Annotated in this window: 19 protein-coding genes; 9 read left to right on the top strand and 10 right to left on the bottom strand. The window is 72.4% G+C overall.

The window, feature by feature from the left end:
• Nucleotides 1-94: 94 nt before the first annotated feature.
• The 6 genes from ACFWM2_RS19430 (at nucleotide 95) to ACFWM2_RS19405 (ending at nucleotide 6,021) form a co-directional block, all read left to right on the top strand.
• Entirely contained in the window at nucleotides 95-715 is a 621-nt protein-coding gene (locus ACFWM2_RS19430; RefSeq protein ID WP_383280931.1) for a TetR/AcrR family transcriptional regulator, read from the top strand.
• Between the two features lie 363 nt (nucleotides 716-1,078).
• Nucleotides 1,079-2,071, top strand: coding sequence for a DEDDh family exonuclease (locus ACFWM2_RS19425; RefSeq protein ID WP_383280929.1), 993 nt, complete (start codon nucleotides 1,079-1,081; stop codon nucleotides 2,069-2,071).
• Nucleotides 2,072-2,204: 133 nt separating this feature from the next.
• Nucleotides 2,205-2,438: a hypothetical protein gene (locus ACFWM2_RS19420; protein WP_383280926.1), complete on the top strand. Its 234-nt coding sequence runs from the start codon at nucleotides 2,205-2,207 to the stop codon at nucleotides 2,436-2,438.
• Between the two features lie 77 nt (nucleotides 2,439-2,515).
• Nucleotides 2,516-3,307 carry an SURF1 family protein gene (locus tag ACFWM2_RS19415; RefSeq protein ID WP_383280923.1) on the top strand — a complete coding sequence of 264 codons (792 nt, stop codon included), beginning with the start codon at nucleotides 2,516-2,518 and terminating at the stop codon, nucleotides 3,305-3,307.
• Nucleotides 3,308-3,475: 168 nt separating this feature from the next.
• Nucleotides 3,476-5,260, top strand: coding sequence for a glycoside hydrolase family 15 protein (locus ACFWM2_RS19410; RefSeq protein ID WP_383280921.1), 1,785 nt, complete (start codon nucleotides 3,476-3,478; stop codon nucleotides 5,258-5,260).
• A 5-nt stretch (nucleotides 5,261-5,265) separates the two neighbouring features.
• Nucleotides 5,266-6,021, top strand: coding sequence for an SDR family oxidoreductase (locus ACFWM2_RS19405; protein WP_383280918.1), 756 nt, complete (start codon nucleotides 5,266-5,268; stop codon nucleotides 6,019-6,021).
• A gap of 50 nt (nucleotides 6,022-6,071) precedes the next feature.
• Here ACFWM2_RS19405 and amaP read toward each other — a convergent pair whose 3' ends face one another.
• The 5 genes from amaP to ACFWM2_RS19380 are packed head-to-tail and all read right to left on the bottom strand — an operon-like array spanning nucleotide 6,072 to nucleotide 8,472.
• Nucleotides 6,072-6,659, bottom strand: a complete 588-nt coding sequence (amaP, locus tag ACFWM2_RS19400; protein ID WP_383280915.1) for an alkaline shock response membrane anchor protein AmaP — start codon at nucleotides 6,657-6,659, stop codon at nucleotides 6,072-6,074.
• Between the two features lie 2 nt (nucleotides 6,660-6,661).
• Nucleotides 6,662-7,372 (bottom strand): DUF6286 domain-containing protein, encoded by a 711-nt coding sequence (locus tag ACFWM2_RS19395; RefSeq protein WP_383280912.1) that lies wholly within the window; start codon nucleotides 7,370-7,372, stop codon nucleotides 6,662-6,664.
• Nucleotides 7,369-7,752, bottom strand: a complete 384-nt coding sequence (locus tag ACFWM2_RS19390) for a hypothetical protein (RefSeq protein WP_383280909.1) — start codon at nucleotides 7,750-7,752, stop codon at nucleotides 7,369-7,371. Before ACFWM2_RS19390 ends, ACFWM2_RS19395 begins: the two co-directional genes overlap by 4 nt.
• A 3-nt stretch (nucleotides 7,753-7,755) precedes the next feature.
• Nucleotides 7,756-7,941, bottom strand: a complete 186-nt coding sequence (locus ACFWM2_RS19385; protein WP_383280906.1) for a hypothetical protein — start codon at nucleotides 7,939-7,941, stop codon at nucleotides 7,756-7,758.
• A 33-nt stretch (nucleotides 7,942-7,974) separates the two neighbouring features.
• Nucleotides 7,975-8,472, bottom strand: coding sequence for an Asp23/Gls24 family envelope stress response protein (locus tag ACFWM2_RS19380; protein WP_383280903.1), 498 nt, complete (start codon nucleotides 8,470-8,472; stop codon nucleotides 7,975-7,977).
• Nucleotides 8,473-8,559: 87 nt separating this feature from the next.
• Here ACFWM2_RS19380 and ACFWM2_RS19375 point away from each other — a divergent pair, with 87 nt between their 5' ends.
• A complete protein-coding gene (locus ACFWM2_RS19375) occupies nucleotides 8,560-9,321 on the top strand; it encodes a nucleopolyhedrovirus P10 family protein (RefSeq protein ID WP_383280900.1) in 762 nt (253 codons plus the stop codon).
• A 16-nt stretch (nucleotides 9,322-9,337) separates the two neighbouring features.
• Here ACFWM2_RS19375 and ACFWM2_RS19370 read toward each other — a convergent pair whose 3' ends face one another.
• The 4 genes from ACFWM2_RS19370 to ACFWM2_RS19355 all read right to left on the bottom strand — a co-directional run bounded on the left by ACFWM2_RS19370 (nucleotide 9,338) and on the right by ACFWM2_RS19355 (nucleotide 13,382).
• Complete coding sequence (locus ACFWM2_RS19370) at nucleotides 9,338-10,129, bottom strand: enoyl-CoA hydratase/isomerase family protein (RefSeq protein WP_383280897.1); 792 nt, start codon at nucleotides 10,127-10,129, stop codon at nucleotides 9,338-9,340.
• 133 nt (nucleotides 10,130-10,262) lie between these two features.
• Nucleotides 10,263-10,484: a helix-turn-helix domain-containing protein gene (locus ACFWM2_RS19365; protein ID WP_006123601.1), complete on the bottom strand. Its 222-nt coding sequence runs from the start codon at nucleotides 10,482-10,484 to the stop codon at nucleotides 10,263-10,265.
• Nucleotides 10,485-10,858: 374 nt separating this feature from the next.
• Complete coding sequence (locus tag ACFWM2_RS19360) at nucleotides 10,859-12,457, bottom strand: ABC-F family ATP-binding cassette domain-containing protein (RefSeq protein ID WP_383280895.1); 1,599 nt, start codon at nucleotides 12,455-12,457, stop codon at nucleotides 10,859-10,861.
• Between the two features lie 91 nt (nucleotides 12,458-12,548).
• On the bottom strand, nucleotides 12,549-13,382 hold the full coding sequence (locus ACFWM2_RS19355) for a hypothetical protein (RefSeq protein ID WP_383280892.1): 834 nt from the start codon (nucleotides 13,380-13,382) through the stop codon (nucleotides 12,549-12,551).
• Between the two features lie 188 nt (nucleotides 13,383-13,570).
• On the opposite strand from ACFWM2_RS19355, the gene ACFWM2_RS19350 reads away from it, so the two are divergent.
• Together ACFWM2_RS19350 and ACFWM2_RS19345 are read left to right on the top strand one after the other, a co-directional pair.
• A complete protein-coding gene (locus ACFWM2_RS19350) occupies nucleotides 13,571-14,461 on the top strand; it encodes a neutral zinc metallopeptidase (RefSeq protein ID WP_383280890.1) in 891 nt (296 codons plus the stop codon).
• Nucleotides 14,462-14,600: 139 nt separating this feature from the next.
• Nucleotides 14,601-15,014 carry a VOC family protein gene (locus ACFWM2_RS19345; protein WP_383280887.1) on the top strand — a complete coding sequence of 138 codons (414 nt, stop codon included), beginning with the start codon at nucleotides 14,601-14,603 and terminating at the stop codon, nucleotides 15,012-15,014.
• An 8-nt stretch (nucleotides 15,015-15,022) separates the two neighbouring features.
• Here the strand turns inward: ACFWM2_RS19345 and ACFWM2_RS19340 are convergent, their stop codons facing one another.
• Nucleotides 15,023-16,417, bottom strand: a complete 1,395-nt coding sequence (locus ACFWM2_RS19340) for a hypothetical protein (protein ID WP_383280884.1) — start codon at nucleotides 16,415-16,417, stop codon at nucleotides 15,023-15,025.
• Between the last annotated feature and the right edge of the window lie 75 nt (nucleotides 16,418-16,492).

Raw genomic sequence — 16,492 nt, 5'->3', positions numbered from 1 at the left:
AGGGTTACAGCAGCCCTCGCGAAGGGTAAATACGCGTGCAGAAAACGGAATTGAGGGCAGCGAAGCGCCTCTGAGCGACGGGAGAGGGAACACCGTGGGCAGACCGGCACTCACCCGCGACGACGTCCTGGAGGCGGCCGCCGGACTCGTGAAGCAGCACGGGCCCGGAGCCCTGACCATGCGCAAGCTCGCCGCCGAGCTGGGCACCGCGGTCACCTCGATCTACTGGCACATCGGCAATCGCGAGTCCCTGCTCGACGCGCTCGTCGAACGGACCGTCGCCGACCTCGGCGAGATCCGGCCGACCGGCCGCACGCCCGCGCAGCGCGTCGTGTCCGTGGCCCGCATCCTGCGCCGGCGGCTGCGCGCCCATCCGCACCTGATCGCGATGGTGCACGAACGCGGCCTGACGGAACGGATGTTCCTGCCCGCGCAGCAGGCCCTGGTGCACGAGGTGCACGCGGCGGGACTGCGGGGCGCGCGGGCCGCCGAGGTCGTACGCGCCGTCCAGTTCCAGGTCGTGGGCCACGTCCTCGTGGAGCGCGCCCGCGAGCGCACACCCGGCCGGCGGCCGGGTGAGCCCGAGCTGTGGGCGCCGGATACGGCCGAGGGCGATTCCGCGCTGGCCCGCGCCCTGGCCCGCCCCGCCGATCCCGAGCGGCTGTTCACCGCGTCCGTGCGGGCCCTGGTCGACGGGCTTCTGTCACCGGAGTGAGCGAGACCACCCCGGGTGGACCGGCCGGCCGCCGTGCCCGAGCGCCGGACACCCTCGCAGGTACGGTCGATGCCGTACACCGGCCGGCCACCCGCACGACCGACGCCCCGTTCGCACGACCGGCCCCCCCCTCCGCACGACCGGCCCCCCTCCGCACGACCGGCGCCCCCATTCCGCCCAGTCGACGCCCCCCCTCCACACAGCCGACGCCCCGTCCGATTTCGCAGCAAATGCCCTGAGAATCCGTCAGAAAGGCGTGCGCGTACGGCCCCGCGGGCGCACCGTCCTCCCGAGGCCGCCGGTCGCGGCGCGGCGACGGGCCCGGACCGTCACTGTCCGAGCCGCCCCGTATCCTCATGGACCATGCTCGAAGACCTCACGACAGCAGCGTCCCCAGCCCCCTGGCCGGCCGCGTATCCGAAGGGATACGCGGTCGTTGACGTGGAGACCACCGGGCTGGCCCGGGACGACCGGATCATTTCGGCCGCCGTCTACCGGCTGGACGCACGCGGCGAGGTCGAGGACCACTGGTACACGATGGTCAACCCGGAGCGGGATCCGGGCCCGGTGTGGATCCACGGTCTGACGAGCGACATGCTCGAAGGGGCGCCGCTCTTCCCGGACATCGCCGAGGAGTTCGCGAACCGCCTCGCGGACCGGGTGCTCGTCGCGCACAACGCCGTCTTCGACTGGTCCATGATCGCCCGCGAGTACGCGCGCGCGGAGAGCGAGGCGCCGGTGCGTCAGCGCCTGTGCACCATCGCCCTGTCCAAGGAGCTGCGGCTGCCGCTGCCCAACCACAAGCTGGAGTCGCTGGCCGCGCACTTCGGCGTCGTACAGCAGCGGGCGCACCATGCGCTGGACGACGCGCGCGTGCTCGCCGAGGCGTTCCGGCCGAGCCTGCGGGCCGCCGCGCGCGACGGGGTCCGGTTGCCTCTGCTCGAGTGCCGGCCACTCACCGAGTGGTCCGGCGCGCCGCGGATCGGACAGCAGTCGACCGGTGGCCCGCCCTCCGGGGGCTACGGGTCGGGCAGTTGGCGGCCCTCCCGCAAGCGGCCCGCCTGTCCGTACCCCAACCCGGGCCGGTACGAAGACGGCGCATCGCTCAAGCAGGGCATGCGGGTCGCGTTCTCCGGGGACACCTCGGTCGACCGCGAGCTGCTGGAGGACCGCGCCGTCGAGGCCGGGCTGCACATCGCGACGAGCCTGTCCCGGCTCACCAGCCTGCTCGTCACGAACGATCCGGACTCGGGTACGTCCAAGGTGGTCAAGGCCCGGCAGTACGGGACGCCGGTGATCGACGAGGCCGCGTTCGGACAGCTGCTGCGAGACGTGGAGCCGGCCTCGGGGGCGTGAGCGCCCTCGGCTCGGCCGGGCCTCGCCCGGGGCTCCGCACCCGCCCGCAGGCCCGAGGTCAGACGGGTGATTGCCGGGCGACTCGCCCACGGCCCGCTCGCCCGATCCGCGTCGGCGCCCCACCCTGTGGCGCATGGCGAGATGTGAAGTATGTGGCAATGACTACGGTATGACGTTCGAAATCCATGCCCAGGGTTCGGTGCATGTCTTCGACTGCTTCTCCTGCGCGATTCACCGCATGGCCCCCATCTGTGAGCACTGTCGCGTCCAGATCATCGGCCAGGGAGTCGAGGTCGAGGGCCACTGGTACTGCGGCGCCCACTGCGCCCGCGCGGAGGGAAGGGTGGGCATCATCGACAGGGTCTGAGCCGGGTCGGGCCCCCGCGCGGCCCCTGTCGGGACCCTCCCGGCGGGGGCCGATTCATGCGGGGTAACGTCATTGGGGTGTACCGCTTCCTGTTGTCCCGGCAGTGGGTGATTCTCACCCTTCTGATGCTCGCGCTCATCCCGACCATGATCGAGCTGGGCTTCTGGCAGCTGCACCGCCACGAGCACAAGGTGGCGCTGAACACCGTGATCTCCAACTCGCTGGCCGCCGAACCGGTGTCCGCCGAGTCGCTGACCGGGCCGGGCCGGCACGTCAGGCACGACGACCTGTACCGCCGGGTCACCGCGAAGGGCACCTTCGACACCGCGCACGAGGTCGTGGTGCGCCGCCGTACGAACTCCGACGGGGAGGTCGGCTTCCACGTCCTGACCCCCTTCGTCCTGGACGACGGGCGGGTGCTGGTGGTGAACCGGGGCTGGATCCCCGCGAACGACGTACAGACGGCGTTCCCCAAGGTCCCCGCGCCCGCGAAGGGCGAGCTCACCGTCACCGGCCGGCTGATGGCCGACGAGACGACCGCCGACAGCGGCATCAAGAACGTCCAGGGACTGCCGGACCGTCAGGTCATGCTGATCAACAGCGGCCAGGAGGCGGAGCGGCTCGGCAAGCAGGTCCTCGGCGGCTACATCGAGCAGACCTCGCCGGCCCCCAAGGGCGGCTCCCCCGAGCTGATCCCCGACCCGGAACACAGCGACATCGGTCCGCACATGGCGTACGCCATCCAGTGGTGGCTGTTCTCCGCCGGCGTTCCCGTGGGCTGGGTCGTCCTCGTCCGGCGTGAGCGCCGGGACCGGGCGGAGGCCGCCGAGAAGGCGACCACGCCGGAGGCGACCCCGGCCGCCGTGTAGAGACCCGCACACCCCTACCGCCCGGGACGACCCCGGCCGCCGTGTAGCCCCGTAGACCCATACGGCCCACGTCGAGGACCGCCGCCGCACCCACCCGCGCCCCTTTCGGGTGCTCACGCCACTCCGGCGGCCCGATTGGCGGTCGTCCGCTTCGGGAACCCGTCCACCGTGCAACGACGCATCGAGGACTACGCGCTCATCGGCGACGAACAGACGGCCGCCCTGGTGGGGCGCGACGGCTCGGTCGACTGGCTGTGTCTGCCACGGTTCGACTCGCCCGCGTGCTTCGCGGCGCTGCTGGGCGACGACGACCACGGCCACTGGCGCCTCGGGCCCAAGGGCGCGGGTCCCTGCACCCGCCGCGCGTACCGGCCCGACTCGCTGGTGCTGGACACCGAGTGGGAGACGGACGAGGGCTCGGTCCGCGTCACCGACCTGATGCCGCAGCGCGAACACGCCCCCGATCTCGTACGCGTCGTCGAAGGGCTCAGCGGCCGGGTGACGATGCGCAGCACCCTCCGGCTGCGCTTCGACTACGGCTCGGTCGTGCCGTGGATGCGCAGATCGGACGGCCAGCGGGTGGCCGTGGCGGGGCCGGACGCCGTCTGGTTCCGCAGCGAGCCGCCCGTGCGCACCTGGGGCAAGGACTTCCGCACGTACTCGGAGTTCACCGTGGAGGCCGGCGAGAAGGTGGCCTTCGTGCTCACCTGGCACCCCTCGCACCGGCCGCGCCCGCCGCTCTGCGATCCCTTGGACGCGCTGCGCTCCAGCGTCGAGGACTGGCAGAAGTGGGCGGCGCGCTGCAGCTACGAGGGGCCGCACCGGGACATGGTCGTGCGGTCGTTGATCACCCTGAAGGCCCTCACCTACGAGCCGACCGGGGGCATCGTGGCCGCTCCCACCACCTCGCTCCCGGAGGAGCTGGGCGGCATCCGCAACTGGGACTACCGCTACTGCTGGCTGCGCGACGCCACGCTCACCCTCGGCGCGCTGCTCTCCGTCGGGTACGTGGAGGAGGCCGAGGCCTGGCGTGACTGGCTGCTGCGGGCGGTCGCGGGCGACCCGGCGGACCTGCAGATCATGTACGGCCTCGGTGGCGAGCGCCGCCTCACCGAGTACGAACTGCCGTGGCTGCCCGGCTTCGCGGACTCCGCACCCGTCCGGGTGGGCAACGACGCGGTGGAGCAATTGCAGCTGGACGTGTACGGCGAGGTCATCGACTCGCTCACGCTGGCCCGGCGCGCGGGGCTGCCCATGAAGCCGCACATGTGGCGGGTGCAGGTCGCCCTGATGGAGTTCCTGCGGACCGCCTGGCGACAGCCGGACGAGGGACTGTGGGAGGTGCGCGGGCCGCGCCGGCACTTCGTGCACTCGAAGGTGATGGCGTGGGTGGCCGCCGACCGCGCGGTCCGGGCGCTGGAGTTCGACCCGAAGCTCACCGGCGACCTGGAGGGCTGGCGGGCGATGCGGGACGAGGTGCACCGGGAGGTGTGCGAGCGCGGCTACGACGCCGAGCGGAACACCTTCACGCAGTCCTACGGTTCACGCGAACTGGACGCCTCCACGCTGCTCATCCCCCGCGTCGGTTTCCTGCCGCCCGACGATCCGCGGGTGATCGGCACGATCAACGCGATCCGCGACGAACTCGGCCACAGCGGTTTCGTGCGCCGCTACAGCACCGACGAGACCGACATCGACGGACTGCCCGGCGACGAGGGCACGTTCCTCGTCTGTTCGTTCTGGCTCGCGGAGGCGCTGCACATGACGGGCCGCACCGACGAGGCGCGGGAGCTGTTCGAGCGGCTGGTGGGGCTGGCCAACGACGTGGGCCTGCTCTCCGAGGAGTACGACCCCATCGCCGGGCGCCAGCTCGGGAACTTCCCGCAGGCGTTCAGTCATATCGGTCTGGTGACCACCGCCCTCGCCCTGTTCGGGGGCGAGAGGGCAGGATAGGGGTCATGGATCTTGGACTGAAGGACCGTGTGTACGTCGTCACGGGTGCCACCCGTGGCCTGGGCAACGCCGCGGCGCGTGAGCTCGTCGCCGACGGCGCGAAGGTGATCGTCACGGGGCGGGACGAGAAGCGGGTGACCGAGGCCGCCGCGGCGCTCGGCCCGAACGCCGTCGGTGTGTCCGCCGACAATGCCGACCCGGCGGTCGCGGACCGGCTGATCGGCGCCGCCCATGAGCACTTCGGCGGTTTCGACGGCATCCTCATCAGCGTCGGCGGCCCGCCGCCCGGCTTCGTCGCCGACAACACGGACGAGCAGTGGACGGCCGCGTTCGAGTCCGTCTTCCTCGGTGCGGTACGGCTGGCCCGCGCGGCCGCCGCGGAGCTCGGCGAGGGCGGTGTCATCGGCTTCGTGCTCTCCGGCTCGGTGTACGAGCCGATCCCGGGGCTGACCATCTCGAACGGACTGCGGCCCGGCCTCGCGGGCTTCGCCAAGTCACTGGCGGACGAGCTGGGCCCGCGCGGCATCCGCGTCGTCGGCCTGCTTCCGGCCCGCATCGACACGGACCGCGTCCGCGAGCTCGACGCCCTCTCCGCCGACCCGGAGGCCACCCGCGCGGCCAACGAGTCGCGCATCCCGCTGCGCCGCTACGGCTTCCCGGAGGAGTTCGGCCGCGCGGCCGCGTTCCTGCTCTCGCCCGGGGCCTCCTATCTGACGGGCATCATGCTGCCGGTGGACGGCGGCGTGCGGCACGGGTTCTGAGGGCGTCGTCCGGATGAGTCTCCCGGACCCTCCACGTCCTGGGCGCGTGCTCAACTGACGCGTTCGGCCCGGTGCTTGGCCGCGCGGAGACGGACCTCCGCGGGAAGCGTCGCGAGGCCGGCCGAGTCCCGGGCGTGCGCCAGTGCCTCGGCCGTCAGCCGGTGCAGCGTGTCCCGGGGGTCGGCGTGCGGCTGCAACCGGAGCTGCGCCCGGGCCTCCGGGGCGCTGCGCCGTCCGGTCAGCAGGATCCGCGCCCGCTCGACGCCCTCCAGCTCCTCCGCCTCACCGGCCAGTACGCCCTCCAGCGCCCGGCCGCGCAGCAGCGCGCCCTCGCCGTCGCCGGTGTCGACGAGGACCTCGGCCAGCCGGCGCCGCCGCAGCACGGCCGACAGCCACCACAGGGCGAGCAGCAGCAGGACGGCGAGTACGGCGATGACGGCCGGCCACCACCAGCTCTCGTCGCGCCAGCGGGCCCGGTCGGCGTCGCTGAGCAGCACATCGTGCCGCCCGTCATGGATCCACCAGGAGGGCGGCTTCGCGCCGAGCCCGATGGCGAGCACGGAACCGCCGAGAACGACCAGCACGAGTCCGGCGAGCCCCAGCAGCACCCGGTTGACGACCCTCAGCACGGACCTCACCTCTACCCCTTCCGGCCGGGACGGCCGACGTGCACCGACAGGGCGTGGCGCCGGGCGAGCCCGAGCCCTCTGATCCCGTCGGTGAGCGTGGTGTCCAAGTCGGCGCGTACGTCGTCGAGTTCACGGAAGTGCGAGAGGGCCCGGACGTCGACCTTCCGGCGCCCCACCCGGACCCGGACCGCGCGCACCCCGGAGACCTCCATGGCCCGGTCGCGCAGCACCAGGGCCGCGGCGCCACGGTGCAGGCCGGCCCGGACATCGGCGTGCGGGCGCCGCATCGGCAGCACATCGCGCAGACCGGGGGTGGCGGCTAGGACGATCAGCCAGAGCCCGAGGGCCACGGCGACGCCGGCGCCGACGAGCACCCAGGTGTCGTCGAGGGGCCGTTCGGCGAGCTGCCGGGCGAGCGACCTGCGCCAGCGCAGGGCCGGATGGTCGGCTCGTACGGCCGCGATGTCGTACAGCAGGACGCCCGCGGCCGCGAGGATCAGCAGCGCGACGATGCCCGCCGGGACGCGGCGCACGGACCAGAAGCGGCCCTGTCCGTCGCCCTCGTCGTCGAGGGTGGGCAGCGGTTCGTACGCCGCCGCGGAGGCGGACTGGCCCAGTTCGCTCTCGGGCCCCTTCTCCATGACCTCCACGACCGGCAGCCGCTGGGTGCCGCCGCCCTCGGAGGTGCTCAAGGTGTTCTTCTCGTCCCGGGGCTCGCTCACTGCGTCCTCCCCTGTGCCGCGCCGGGCGCCTGTGCCAGGTGCAGCCGCTCCACCTGAACGGCCACCTCCGGTACTTCCATCCCCGCCAACGCCTTTACCCGCTGGGCGACATGACGACGCACCGCAGTGCACTGGCCACCGATGTCGGAGGGGTATGCGAGGTCGAGGCTGACGCGGACCCGGGCGGTGTTGTGGCGCACCACGACGGTGGCATGCGGAGCCGTGGCGGCCGCGGGCCGTGTCTCCAGCGTCTCGCGGGCGGCCTGGGCAGCGATCTTCGCGACGACCCGGTCGGCGATCCGGGTCGCGCCGCGGTCGCCCGCCGGGACGGCCGTCGCGGGCCGTCGCGTCTCACTGAGCCGCCCGGCCTGCGGGGCCACGTGTCACCGCCGCCGGTCGTCGCGGGAGCGGAAGAAGTCGCCGAGGTCCAGATCGCCCTCCAGGAACCGCCCGACGACGAAACCGATGGCCCCCAGGGCCGCCACCAGCAAAAAGGCCCCGAATCCGCCGAAGTAGCCGGCGAAGCCCAGCGCCATTCCGGCGATCATGCCGATCACGGCCAAGCTCATGGTGCGCTCCTCAACAATCCGGGTCGTCCGTGGTCACTGGAGCCGTGACTCCGGCTCCTCGTCCTCTTCGTCCGGCAGCTTCACGTCACTGACGGCGATGTTGACCTCGACGACCTCGAGCCCGGTCATGCGCTCGACGGCCGCGATCACGTTCTCGCGCACATCGCGGGCGACGTCCGCGATCGACACCCCGTACTCGACGACGATCTCCAGGTCGAGCGCGGTCTGCACCTCGCCGACCTCGGCCTTGACGCCGCGCGAGACGGACTTGGTGCCACCGGGCACCCGGTCCCGCACCGCTCCGAAGGTCCGGCTCAGCCCGCTGCCCATGGCGTGCACGCCGAGCACGTCGCGGGCGGCGAGTCCGGCGATCTTCTCCACCACACCGTCGGCGATCGTGGTCCGCCCGCGCGTGGCCGGGTCTCCGCCGCCGCGCTTGGTCGTACCGGTCCTGCGGGTCTGCGTGGTGCCGGGCAGTTCCTGTTCGCCCGCGGGGTTATCCGGCCGCTTCCGCTCACTCATGTCGGTCATCGCCGTACATCCCTTTCGGTCGTCCTCCTTCGCCCACAGTAAGCGGGGTTGCGCGGTCTCGCGCCGGGGATGGGGCAGGCTGGGGGAATGACGGCGGACCGATGGACGCAGGCTGTACGGAATCAGCTGGGGCTCGGCAGGCTGCTGCCGCTCGGTGACGCGCGCGACGGCGCGTGGATCACGGAGGAGGCGGCGCGCTCGTCCCTTCGGTACGCGGCCCATGCCGTACGCGGGGTGCGTCTGGGCGCGCTCCGAGTCGCCCTCGCCGACCCGGAGCTGCTGGACGAGCCCGCGGTGCCGCCGCCGCCCAGCGCCCTGCCGCCCGGTCCGCTCCGGCTCACCGGGGAGTTCGCGGCCGCGGCGGATCCCACCGCTCAGGGGGCGGAACCACTGCCCGCGACCGCTGCCCGGCTGCGGGGCGCCCTGCTGGCCGCCGCGACAGGGCACCTCGGCCTGCGGGTCACGGAGGTGGATCTGCGGGTGACGGGCCTCCTGGACGCGGACGAGACCCCCGAAGCCGTACGCCCCGCTGATGCGGTGCCGGCCGCGCTGCCGGCCGACGTCGAGGAGGCCCGGGTCGCCGCGGCCGCATTGGCCGTCCCGGGCGTCACCCGTCTGACGGACGCCATGGGCCAACCGGTCCACATCGAGGACCGCCCGGAGGACGGCGCGGGCGGCGGAACTGCGCTGCCGCGGCGCCACGTCCGCGTTGAGTTCGCCGTGTCTGCGGACACGCGGGCCGTGGACGTGGCCCGCGCGGTCCGTGCGACCGTGGCGGAGGCCCTGCCAGAGCAGCCTTCCGTGGCCGTCGTCGTCACCATGGTGGACAGACGCCCCGGGGTGCTGTGAACGGGCTGGGGAGGGGTTACTCGCCGATCCCGGCGAGGTCGCGCAGGCGACGCGCCTGGGCGGCACGCTCAGCGGTGCGCTGCTCCTCGTAGGAGCGGTCCTGCGCCCCGCGGAGCAGGGCCTTGGTCTCGATCACCGCGTCGCGCGGGGCGGAGAGCAGGGCGCCGGCGAGGTCCCGGACCGTGTCGTCGAGCTGCTCGGCGGGCACCGCGAGGTTGGCGAGGCCGGTGCGCTCGGCCTCCTCAGCCGACACAAAGCGCCCGGTCGCGCAGATCTCCAGCGCACGGGCGTACCCCACGAGACTCACCAGCGGATGGGTCCCCGTGAGGTCGGGCACGAGCCCCAGGCTGGTCTCGCGCATCGCGAACTGCACGTCGTCGGCGACGACGCGCAGGTCACAAGCGAGAGCGAGCTGGAAGCCCGCACCGATGGCATGTCCTTGCACGGCGGCGATGGACACGACGTCGCTGCGCCGCCACCAGGTGAACGCCTCCTGGTATTCGGCGATGGTCGCGTCGAGTTCGGTGTCGGAGCCACGCGCGAGGTCGATGAACGACGGTTCGCCGTCGAAGCCCTCGGGCGTGAACGCCTGCCGGTCGAGGCCCGCCGAGAAGGACTTGCCCTCGGCGCGCAGCACCACCACCCGGACAGAGCCCGGCAATGACCGTCCGGCCTGCGTCAACGCCCGCCACAGCGCAGGACTCTGGGCGTTGCGCTTGGCCGGATTGGCCAGTGTCACCGTGGCGATCGCCTCGTCGACGGTGAGCTGGACACCATCCTTGTCGAGTAGCGGGTCGAGCGAAGCCATGGCAAGCCTCCGATGCGTGCGGTCACAGGAGATGCCGTACGACGGCATCCTTAAGTGACTGCACAGTAACCACCCGGTCGGTCAACCCGACCGCCCGGGTGGTCACCACCGAAGCCGATGGGGACGTCCGGCCTCAGGCCGAGGCGGCCTTCTTGCCTCGCGTCGCTCCGCCACGCCCACGGAGCGTGACGCCCGACTCGCTGAGCATCCGGTGCACGAAGCCATACGAACGGCCGGTCTCTTCGGCCAGCGCTCGGATGCTCGCACCGGAGTCGTACTTCTTCTTCAGGTCTGCCGCGAGCTTGTCGCGCGCGGCGCCGGTTACCCGGCTGCCCTTCTTCAGAGTCTCGGCCACCCGTGCCTCCTCGTGGGAAGTGCGCTCTGGACTTCTCATGATCACCCCTCCCGGGCTTCATGGCCAGCCATTCGGCAAGGTCGATAAGACAAGGTTTTGACGACAGGAGCCCGTCCCCACGAGTGGAATCCAGAATTCCGCACCGAGCTCTCCGTACGGCCGAACGGGTTCATCCACGAAGTGCCAGGTCAGCGACGCGAGACGGCCGAGGCCTTGGGAACCAAGGGCTCGGCCGCGAAATCGATGTAGGACACACCTCGGTATGAGGAGATCTCACACAGATGATGGATCACGGATCGGCCGAATGATCCATACGCAGTGGATCAGTCATTCGATCACGCCCGGCTGACGCCCCCGGGGGCCCGGGCCGGGACTTATGCCAGCGCGACCAGATCCGCGTAGTCCGCGCCCCACAGGTCCTCGACGCCGTCGGGCAGCAGGATGATCCGCTCCGGCTGGAGCGCCTCGACGGCGCCCTCGTCGTGGGTGACGAGCACGACCGCGCCCTTGTAGGTGCGCAGCGCGCCGAGGATCTCCTCACGGCTGGCCGGGTCGAGGTTGTTGGTCGGCTCGTCGAGGAGGAGGACGTTCGCGGAGGAGACCACCAGGGTCGCGAGCGCGAGACGGGTCTTCTCGCCGCCGGACAGCACACCGGCCGGCTTGTCGACGTCGTCGCCGGAGAACAGGAACGAGCCGAGCGTCTTGCGCACCTCGACCAGGTCCAGGTCGGGGGCGGCGGAGCGCATGTTCTCCAGGACCGTGCGGTCCGGGTCGAGGGTCTCGTGCTCCTGCGCGTAGTAGCCGAGCTTGAGGCCGTGGCCCTCGATGACCTCACCGGTGTCCGGCTTCTCGGCGCCGCCGAGCAGCTTCAGAAGAGTCGTTTTTCCGGCACCGTTCAGACCGAGGATCACGACGCGTGAGCCCTTGTCGATGGCCAGGTCGACGTCGGTGAAGATCTCCAGCGAGCCGTACGACTTCGACAGCCCCTCGGCCATCAGGGGGGTCTTGCCGCAGGGCGACGGCTCGGGGAACCGCAGCTTGGCGACCTTGTCGGACTTCCGCTGGGACTCCAGGCCCGCGAGCAGCCTGTCGGCCCGGCGGGCCATGTTCTGTGCGGCGACGGTCTTGGTGGCCTTGGCGCGCATCTTGTCCGCCTGCGAGTGCAGCGCGGCGGCCTTCTTCTCGGCGTTCTGCCGCTCGCGCTTGCGGCGCTTCTCGTCGGCCTCGCGCTGCTGCTGGTAGAGCTTCCAGCCCATGTTGTAGAAGTCGATCTCGGCGCGGTTGGCGTCCAGGTAGAACACCTTGTTGACGACCGTCTCGACCAGGTCCACGTCGTGGGAGATGACGACGAAGCCACCGCGGTAGCTCTTCAGGTAGTCGCGCAGCCAGACGATCGAGTCGGCGTCGAGGTGGTTGGTCGGCTCGTCCAGGAGCAGCGTGTCGGCGTCCGAGAAGAGGATCCGGGCCAGCTCGATACGGCGGCGCTGACCGCCGGAGAGCGTGTGCAGGGGCTGGCCGAGCACCCGGTCGGGCAGATTCAGCGCGGCGGCGATGGTGGCGGCCTCGGCCTCGGCGGAGTACCCGCCCTTGGTGAGGAACTCGGTCTCCTGGCGCTCGTACTGCCGCATGGCCTTTTCGCGGGTGGCGCCCGCGCCGTTGGCGATGCGCTGCTCGTTCTCGCGCATCTTGCGGATCAGGGTGTCCAGGCCGCGGGCGGAGAGGATGCGGTCGCGGGCCAGTACGTCGAGGTCGCCGGTGCGGGGGTCCTGCGGGAGATAGCCGACCTCGCCGGAGCGGGTGACGGTGCCGCCGGCGGGGACACCCTGACCGGCGAGGACCTTGGTGAGAGTGGTCTTGCCCGCGCCGTTGCGGCCGACCAGGCCGATGCGGTCGCCCTTGGCGATTCGGAAGGTGGCGGACTCGATGAGGACACGGGCGCCGGCGCGCAGCTCGATACCGGAGGCGGAGATCACGGACAGACTCCAGGGCGGGATGGATGACGGGGTGGGCGGCTGAGGACGTTCCCGCCGTCTAATGCGCGAGGAGAATGGCCATGGGCCAAGTCTAACGGGGCCGTGCAACCACTTTTCCTGTGTGCGGGCGTTCGGGACTGTGACGCTCGTTGCCCAGCGGGGTGCGGGACGGGGTGATCCGGCCGAGGTCGTCCACGCCGATGATCTGGGCGGTCCACGGCTCGGTGGCCCCGCACGGCTGCGCCAGCAGCAGTGCCCCGCCCCGGCGCACGGCGCGGTCGGGCACGAAGGCGCATCCGCGACGGGCGGGCAGCACCCAGCGCAGATCGCCGTCCGCGGTGCGGTAGGCGGCGATACGGCCGGGGGTGACCACGGCGAGCATGCGCTCCCCGCGACCGAGCAGCCGCAGGACACCGCCTCCCCCATGGGCGGCGAGCCAGGGCGCGGCCCCGGGCAGCGCGCGGTGCCAGCGGACCGTGTCGCCGTCCGGCGCGGTGTCGGTGACCAGCCCGTCGTCCCAGAGCGCGAGTGCGTGCACGCGCGCGGGGAGCACGGCCAGCGGGCGCCGTCCCTCGCGGGCGTAGCTCCAGCGGACGCGGCCGGTCGCCGGGTCGTACGCCTCGACGACGGCCCCTCTCGTCCGCAGCCGGCCCGGCGCCGTGTGCTCCGCGCGCGCGGAGGCGGCGAGGTGATCGCCGTAGGGAGCGGGGCGGACGTGGTGGGCGGTGGCCAGGAGGGGGGCCGCCAGCAGGACGGCGAGGGCCGCGGGGAGCAGCCGGCGGAGGGTCCGGGGGCGGGCGTGGAGCGCGCTCGGGGGCGGCGCTGGCAGGGTGGCCGGGGCGTGCGCCGGGGCCTTGGTGACGGCCGGCCCGGGACGCGGGGCGGCCGGGACCGGCTGTGGTCCCTCGACCGGCAGTACGACCACCCTTGCCCCCCTCAGGTTGCCCGCCCATGGATCAGGCGCAGAGCGTAGGCGGGCGGGGCGGGCGGGGCGCCGGGACACGGCGGGCGGGCGGAGCTCGTCCCCCGTTCGGACCTTCGCCCGGCGCCGCGGGCCGGGCGAAGTAGAAGGATGGCGGCCACGGACCGACGTACGCAGAGGGTGGTGCGCCCATGCAGTTCGACGACGACGCCGACCTGGACACCTCCGAGGTGCAGGATGTGCGCGGCAGTCGAATCCCCGGCGGCAGAGCGACCGTCGGCGGCGGCATCGCCGGACTGATCGCACTGCTCCTGGGTCTGTTCTTCGGAGTGGGCCCCGACCAGCTGGGTCTCTCCTCCGGCAACGACGATCCCGCGCCGACGGCGTCCTCCCTGGCCCAGGTCCAGCAGACCTGCCGCACGGGACAGGACGCGAACACCAAGGAGGACTGCCGCATCGTGGCGGTGGTCAACAGCGTGCAGGACTACTGGCGGCAGGAGTTCAGGCGTCGCAGCGGTACGTACACGCTGTCGCCGACGGTGTTCTTCAGCGGCCGGGTCGGCACCGCGTGCGGGACGGCTACGTCGGCCGTGGGGCCCTTCTACTGCCCCGGTGACCGCAAGGTCTATCTGGACCTCGGCTTCTTCGACGAGCTGCGGACCAAATTCGGCTCCAGTGGCGGGCCGTTCGCGCAGGCGTACGTGGTGGCCCACGAGTACGGCCATCATGTGCAGGACCTGATGGGGACGCTGGGCAGGGCGCAGGACGGGCGGACCGGCGCGAACAGCAACGCGGTCAAGGTCGAGCTGCAGGCCGACTGCTACGCGGGGGTGTGGTCGCACAACGCGACCACCGCAAAGGACGAGTCGACCGGCAAGCCGCTGATCACCAGCCTCACGGACGCCGACATCCGGGACGGCCTGGACGCGGCGGCCGCCGTCGGCGACGACCGGATCCAGGAGAAGTTCCAGGGCCGGGTGACGCCGGAGTCCTTCACCCACGGCTCGGCCGCGCAGCGGCAGCAGTGGTTCTACCAGGGCTACCGCAGCGGCGACATGGCCCAGTGCAACACCTTCCGCTGAGTGCGCCGCGGCGTCGGTCCCGCGCCGGCCGCTCCCGCTCGCCCGGGCCGTTGTCAGTGGCCGGTGCAAGACTGTGGAGCAGGTCACATCCGCCGACGGGACCGGGCGGAAACCGACAGGACCACAGGGAGTGATCGGCATGGCAGGCACGGACGGCAGGCGCCCGAGCACCTACCCGACGCTGTTGTACGCGGACGCGAAAGCGGCGATCAGGCAGCTCACGGAGGCCTTCGGCTTCACCGAGCTGTCGGTGTACGAGGGCGAGGACGGGGCGGTGATGCACGCCGAGCTGGTGCAGGGCAACGGCGCGGTGATGCTCGGCTCCAAGGGCCGCGGCGGCGTCTTCGACACCGCGATGAAGGGCGCCGGCCCCACCGGGGTGTACGTGGTGGTCGACGACGTGGACGCCCATCATCAGCAGGCCGTGGACCACGGCGCGGAGATCCTGATGCCCCCGACGGACCAGGACTACGGCTCGCGGGACTACATGGCCCGGGACATAGAGGGCAACATCTGGAGCTTCGGGACGTACGCCCCCGAGATAGGGGCGTAGGGCGTCCGTCAGCTCCCTCCGGTGTGCACCTGGAAAGCCGCTCTGCGGACGGCCTTGGCGAGTGCCGGGTCCGGGTGCGCCGCGGCGAGCGCCACCAGGACCTGCACGGTGCGGGGATGCCCGACCGCGCGCACCTCGTCGAGCAGCGCGGGCACGGTGGGCTGCACGGCGGACTCCAAGTGCCGTACGAGAAGCGGGGCTTCACCGTGGTCCGCGACGGCGGCCGCGGTGTCCACCCACAGCCAGGTGGCCTCTTCACGGGTGAGCACCTCGTGGACGTCCTCCGGGTCGTGGCCCTCGTGCTCGGCGAGCCACAGCAGGGCGTAGGGGCGGAGCGGGGTCCGGTCGGCCACGGCACGGACGTCGGGCTCCGCGGGGGCGCCGACCACCCGCAGCGCCTCGAAGGCCAGACCGCGCAGCAGGGCGTCCTCGCCCCGGGCGGCGTCGAGGAGTTCGGTGACGGCGCTGCCGACGGGGCGGGCGGCGAGCCAGGCGCGGTACTCGGCGCGGGCCGCGTTCGGGCGCAGCTGCGCGCAGCCGCGGAGCATGTCCTCGGCGGGCTGCTCGATGTTCCCGGCGGGGCTCTGCGCGGCGACGCAGATCTGCTCCAGCTTGACCCAGACCGCCCAGCTGCCGAGCGGCGTGAGGGTGGCCTGTCCGTCGGCGCAGGTCAGGGCGCCGACGGCGGCGAGGGCGTGCAGAGCCCAGTCGAGGAGCGGCGGCAGCGGGGTGTCCGCCGGCTCGACGGCGGGGTCGGGCTGGGGGCCGTAGGGGATCTCGCAGCGCTCCGTGCGCAGTTCCGTGACGCGCTGTTCGAGGAGGTCCAGGAGCTGCTCGACGGGGACGGGCCCGGCGGACAGTTGAAGGAAGGAGAGCACCTGCGGCATCGCGGAGACGACCTCGGCGACGGCGGCGGGCTCGCGGTCGGTGGGCTCCGGATAGGCGAGCGACCAGGCGTCGAAAAGGGCGACCCAGCCGCGCAGTACGGCGCTGTCGTCGCGGTTCCAGGCGCGCAGGCGCCAGCCGGGGCGCGCGCAGTCGCCGTGCACCTCGACGAGGCCGGCCAGACGTGCGGTGTCCCAGTCGGCGCGGACCTGAGCCGGGGTCAGTCCCAGTTCCCCGGCGGCCCGTTCGGCGGTGGCCTCGGAGAGGGCGCCCTTGCCGTCGGGAGTCGCGCCGTCGCGCCCGGGACGGAGTGCGGAGTCGGCCCAGCGGGCGACACGGGCCGCGCCGGCCAGGCCGGAGCGTGCCATCCGCGCCAGTTCCGAGGGTGCCGGTGTGCCCTCGGGGGGCCGGGGCGCGGGGCGGCGTGAGCGGCGTTGGGTCACCGCTCGGGAGGCGGCGGCAAGAGGCCGCGGGCGGACGAGTCGGAGCCTGGAGTCGCGCGGGTTACGGGACGTCACAGGTGCAGTCTTCCGGTTGACAGTCCGAAAACCCAAACGGAATGGGACGGCGGGCGGCCCGGGCGAGGGGCGCGC

The organism is Streptomyces sp. NPDC058371 (assembly GCF_042723265.1).
GTDB lineage: Bacteria > Actinomycetota > Actinomycetes > Streptomycetales > Streptomycetaceae > Streptomyces.
This window is presented reverse-complemented; position numbering and strand designations above follow the sequence as displayed.

What these genes read in the sequence shown, in the direction of transcription:
- ACFWM2_RS19425 (WP_383280929.1), top strand. Translation starts at nt 1,079, where the DNA reads ATGCTCGAAGACCTCACGACAGCAGCGTCCCCAGCCCCCTGGCCGGCC.
- ACFWM2_RS19420 (WP_383280926.1), top strand. Translation starts at nt 2,205, where the DNA reads ATGGCGAGATGTGAAGTATGTGGCAATGACTACGGTATGACGTTCGAA.
- ACFWM2_RS19405 (WP_383280918.1), top strand. Translation starts at nt 5,266, where the DNA reads ATGGATCTTGGACTGAAGGACCGTGTGTACGTCGTCACGGGTGCCACC.
- ACFWM2_RS19385 (WP_383280906.1), bottom strand. Translation starts at nt 7,941, where the DNA reads ATGAGCTTGGCCGTGATCGGCATGATCGCCGGAATGGCGCTGGGCTTC.
- ACFWM2_RS19380 (WP_383280903.1), bottom strand. Translation starts at nt 8,472, where the DNA reads ATGACCGACATGAGTGAGCGGAAGCGGCCGGATAACCCCGCGGGCGAA.
- ACFWM2_RS19375 (WP_383280900.1), top strand. Translation starts at nt 8,560, where the DNA reads ATGACGGCGGACCGATGGACGCAGGCTGTACGGAATCAGCTGGGGCTC.
- ACFWM2_RS19370 (WP_383280897.1), bottom strand. Translation starts at nt 10,129, where the DNA reads ATGGCTTCGCTCGACCCGCTACTCGACAAGGATGGTGTCCAGCTCACC.
- ACFWM2_RS19350 (WP_383280890.1), top strand. Translation starts at nt 13,571, where the DNA reads ATGCAGTTCGACGACGACGCCGACCTGGACACCTCCGAGGTGCAGGAT.
- ACFWM2_RS19345 (WP_383280887.1), top strand. Translation starts at nt 14,601, where the DNA reads ATGGCAGGCACGGACGGCAGGCGCCCGAGCACCTACCCGACGCTGTTG.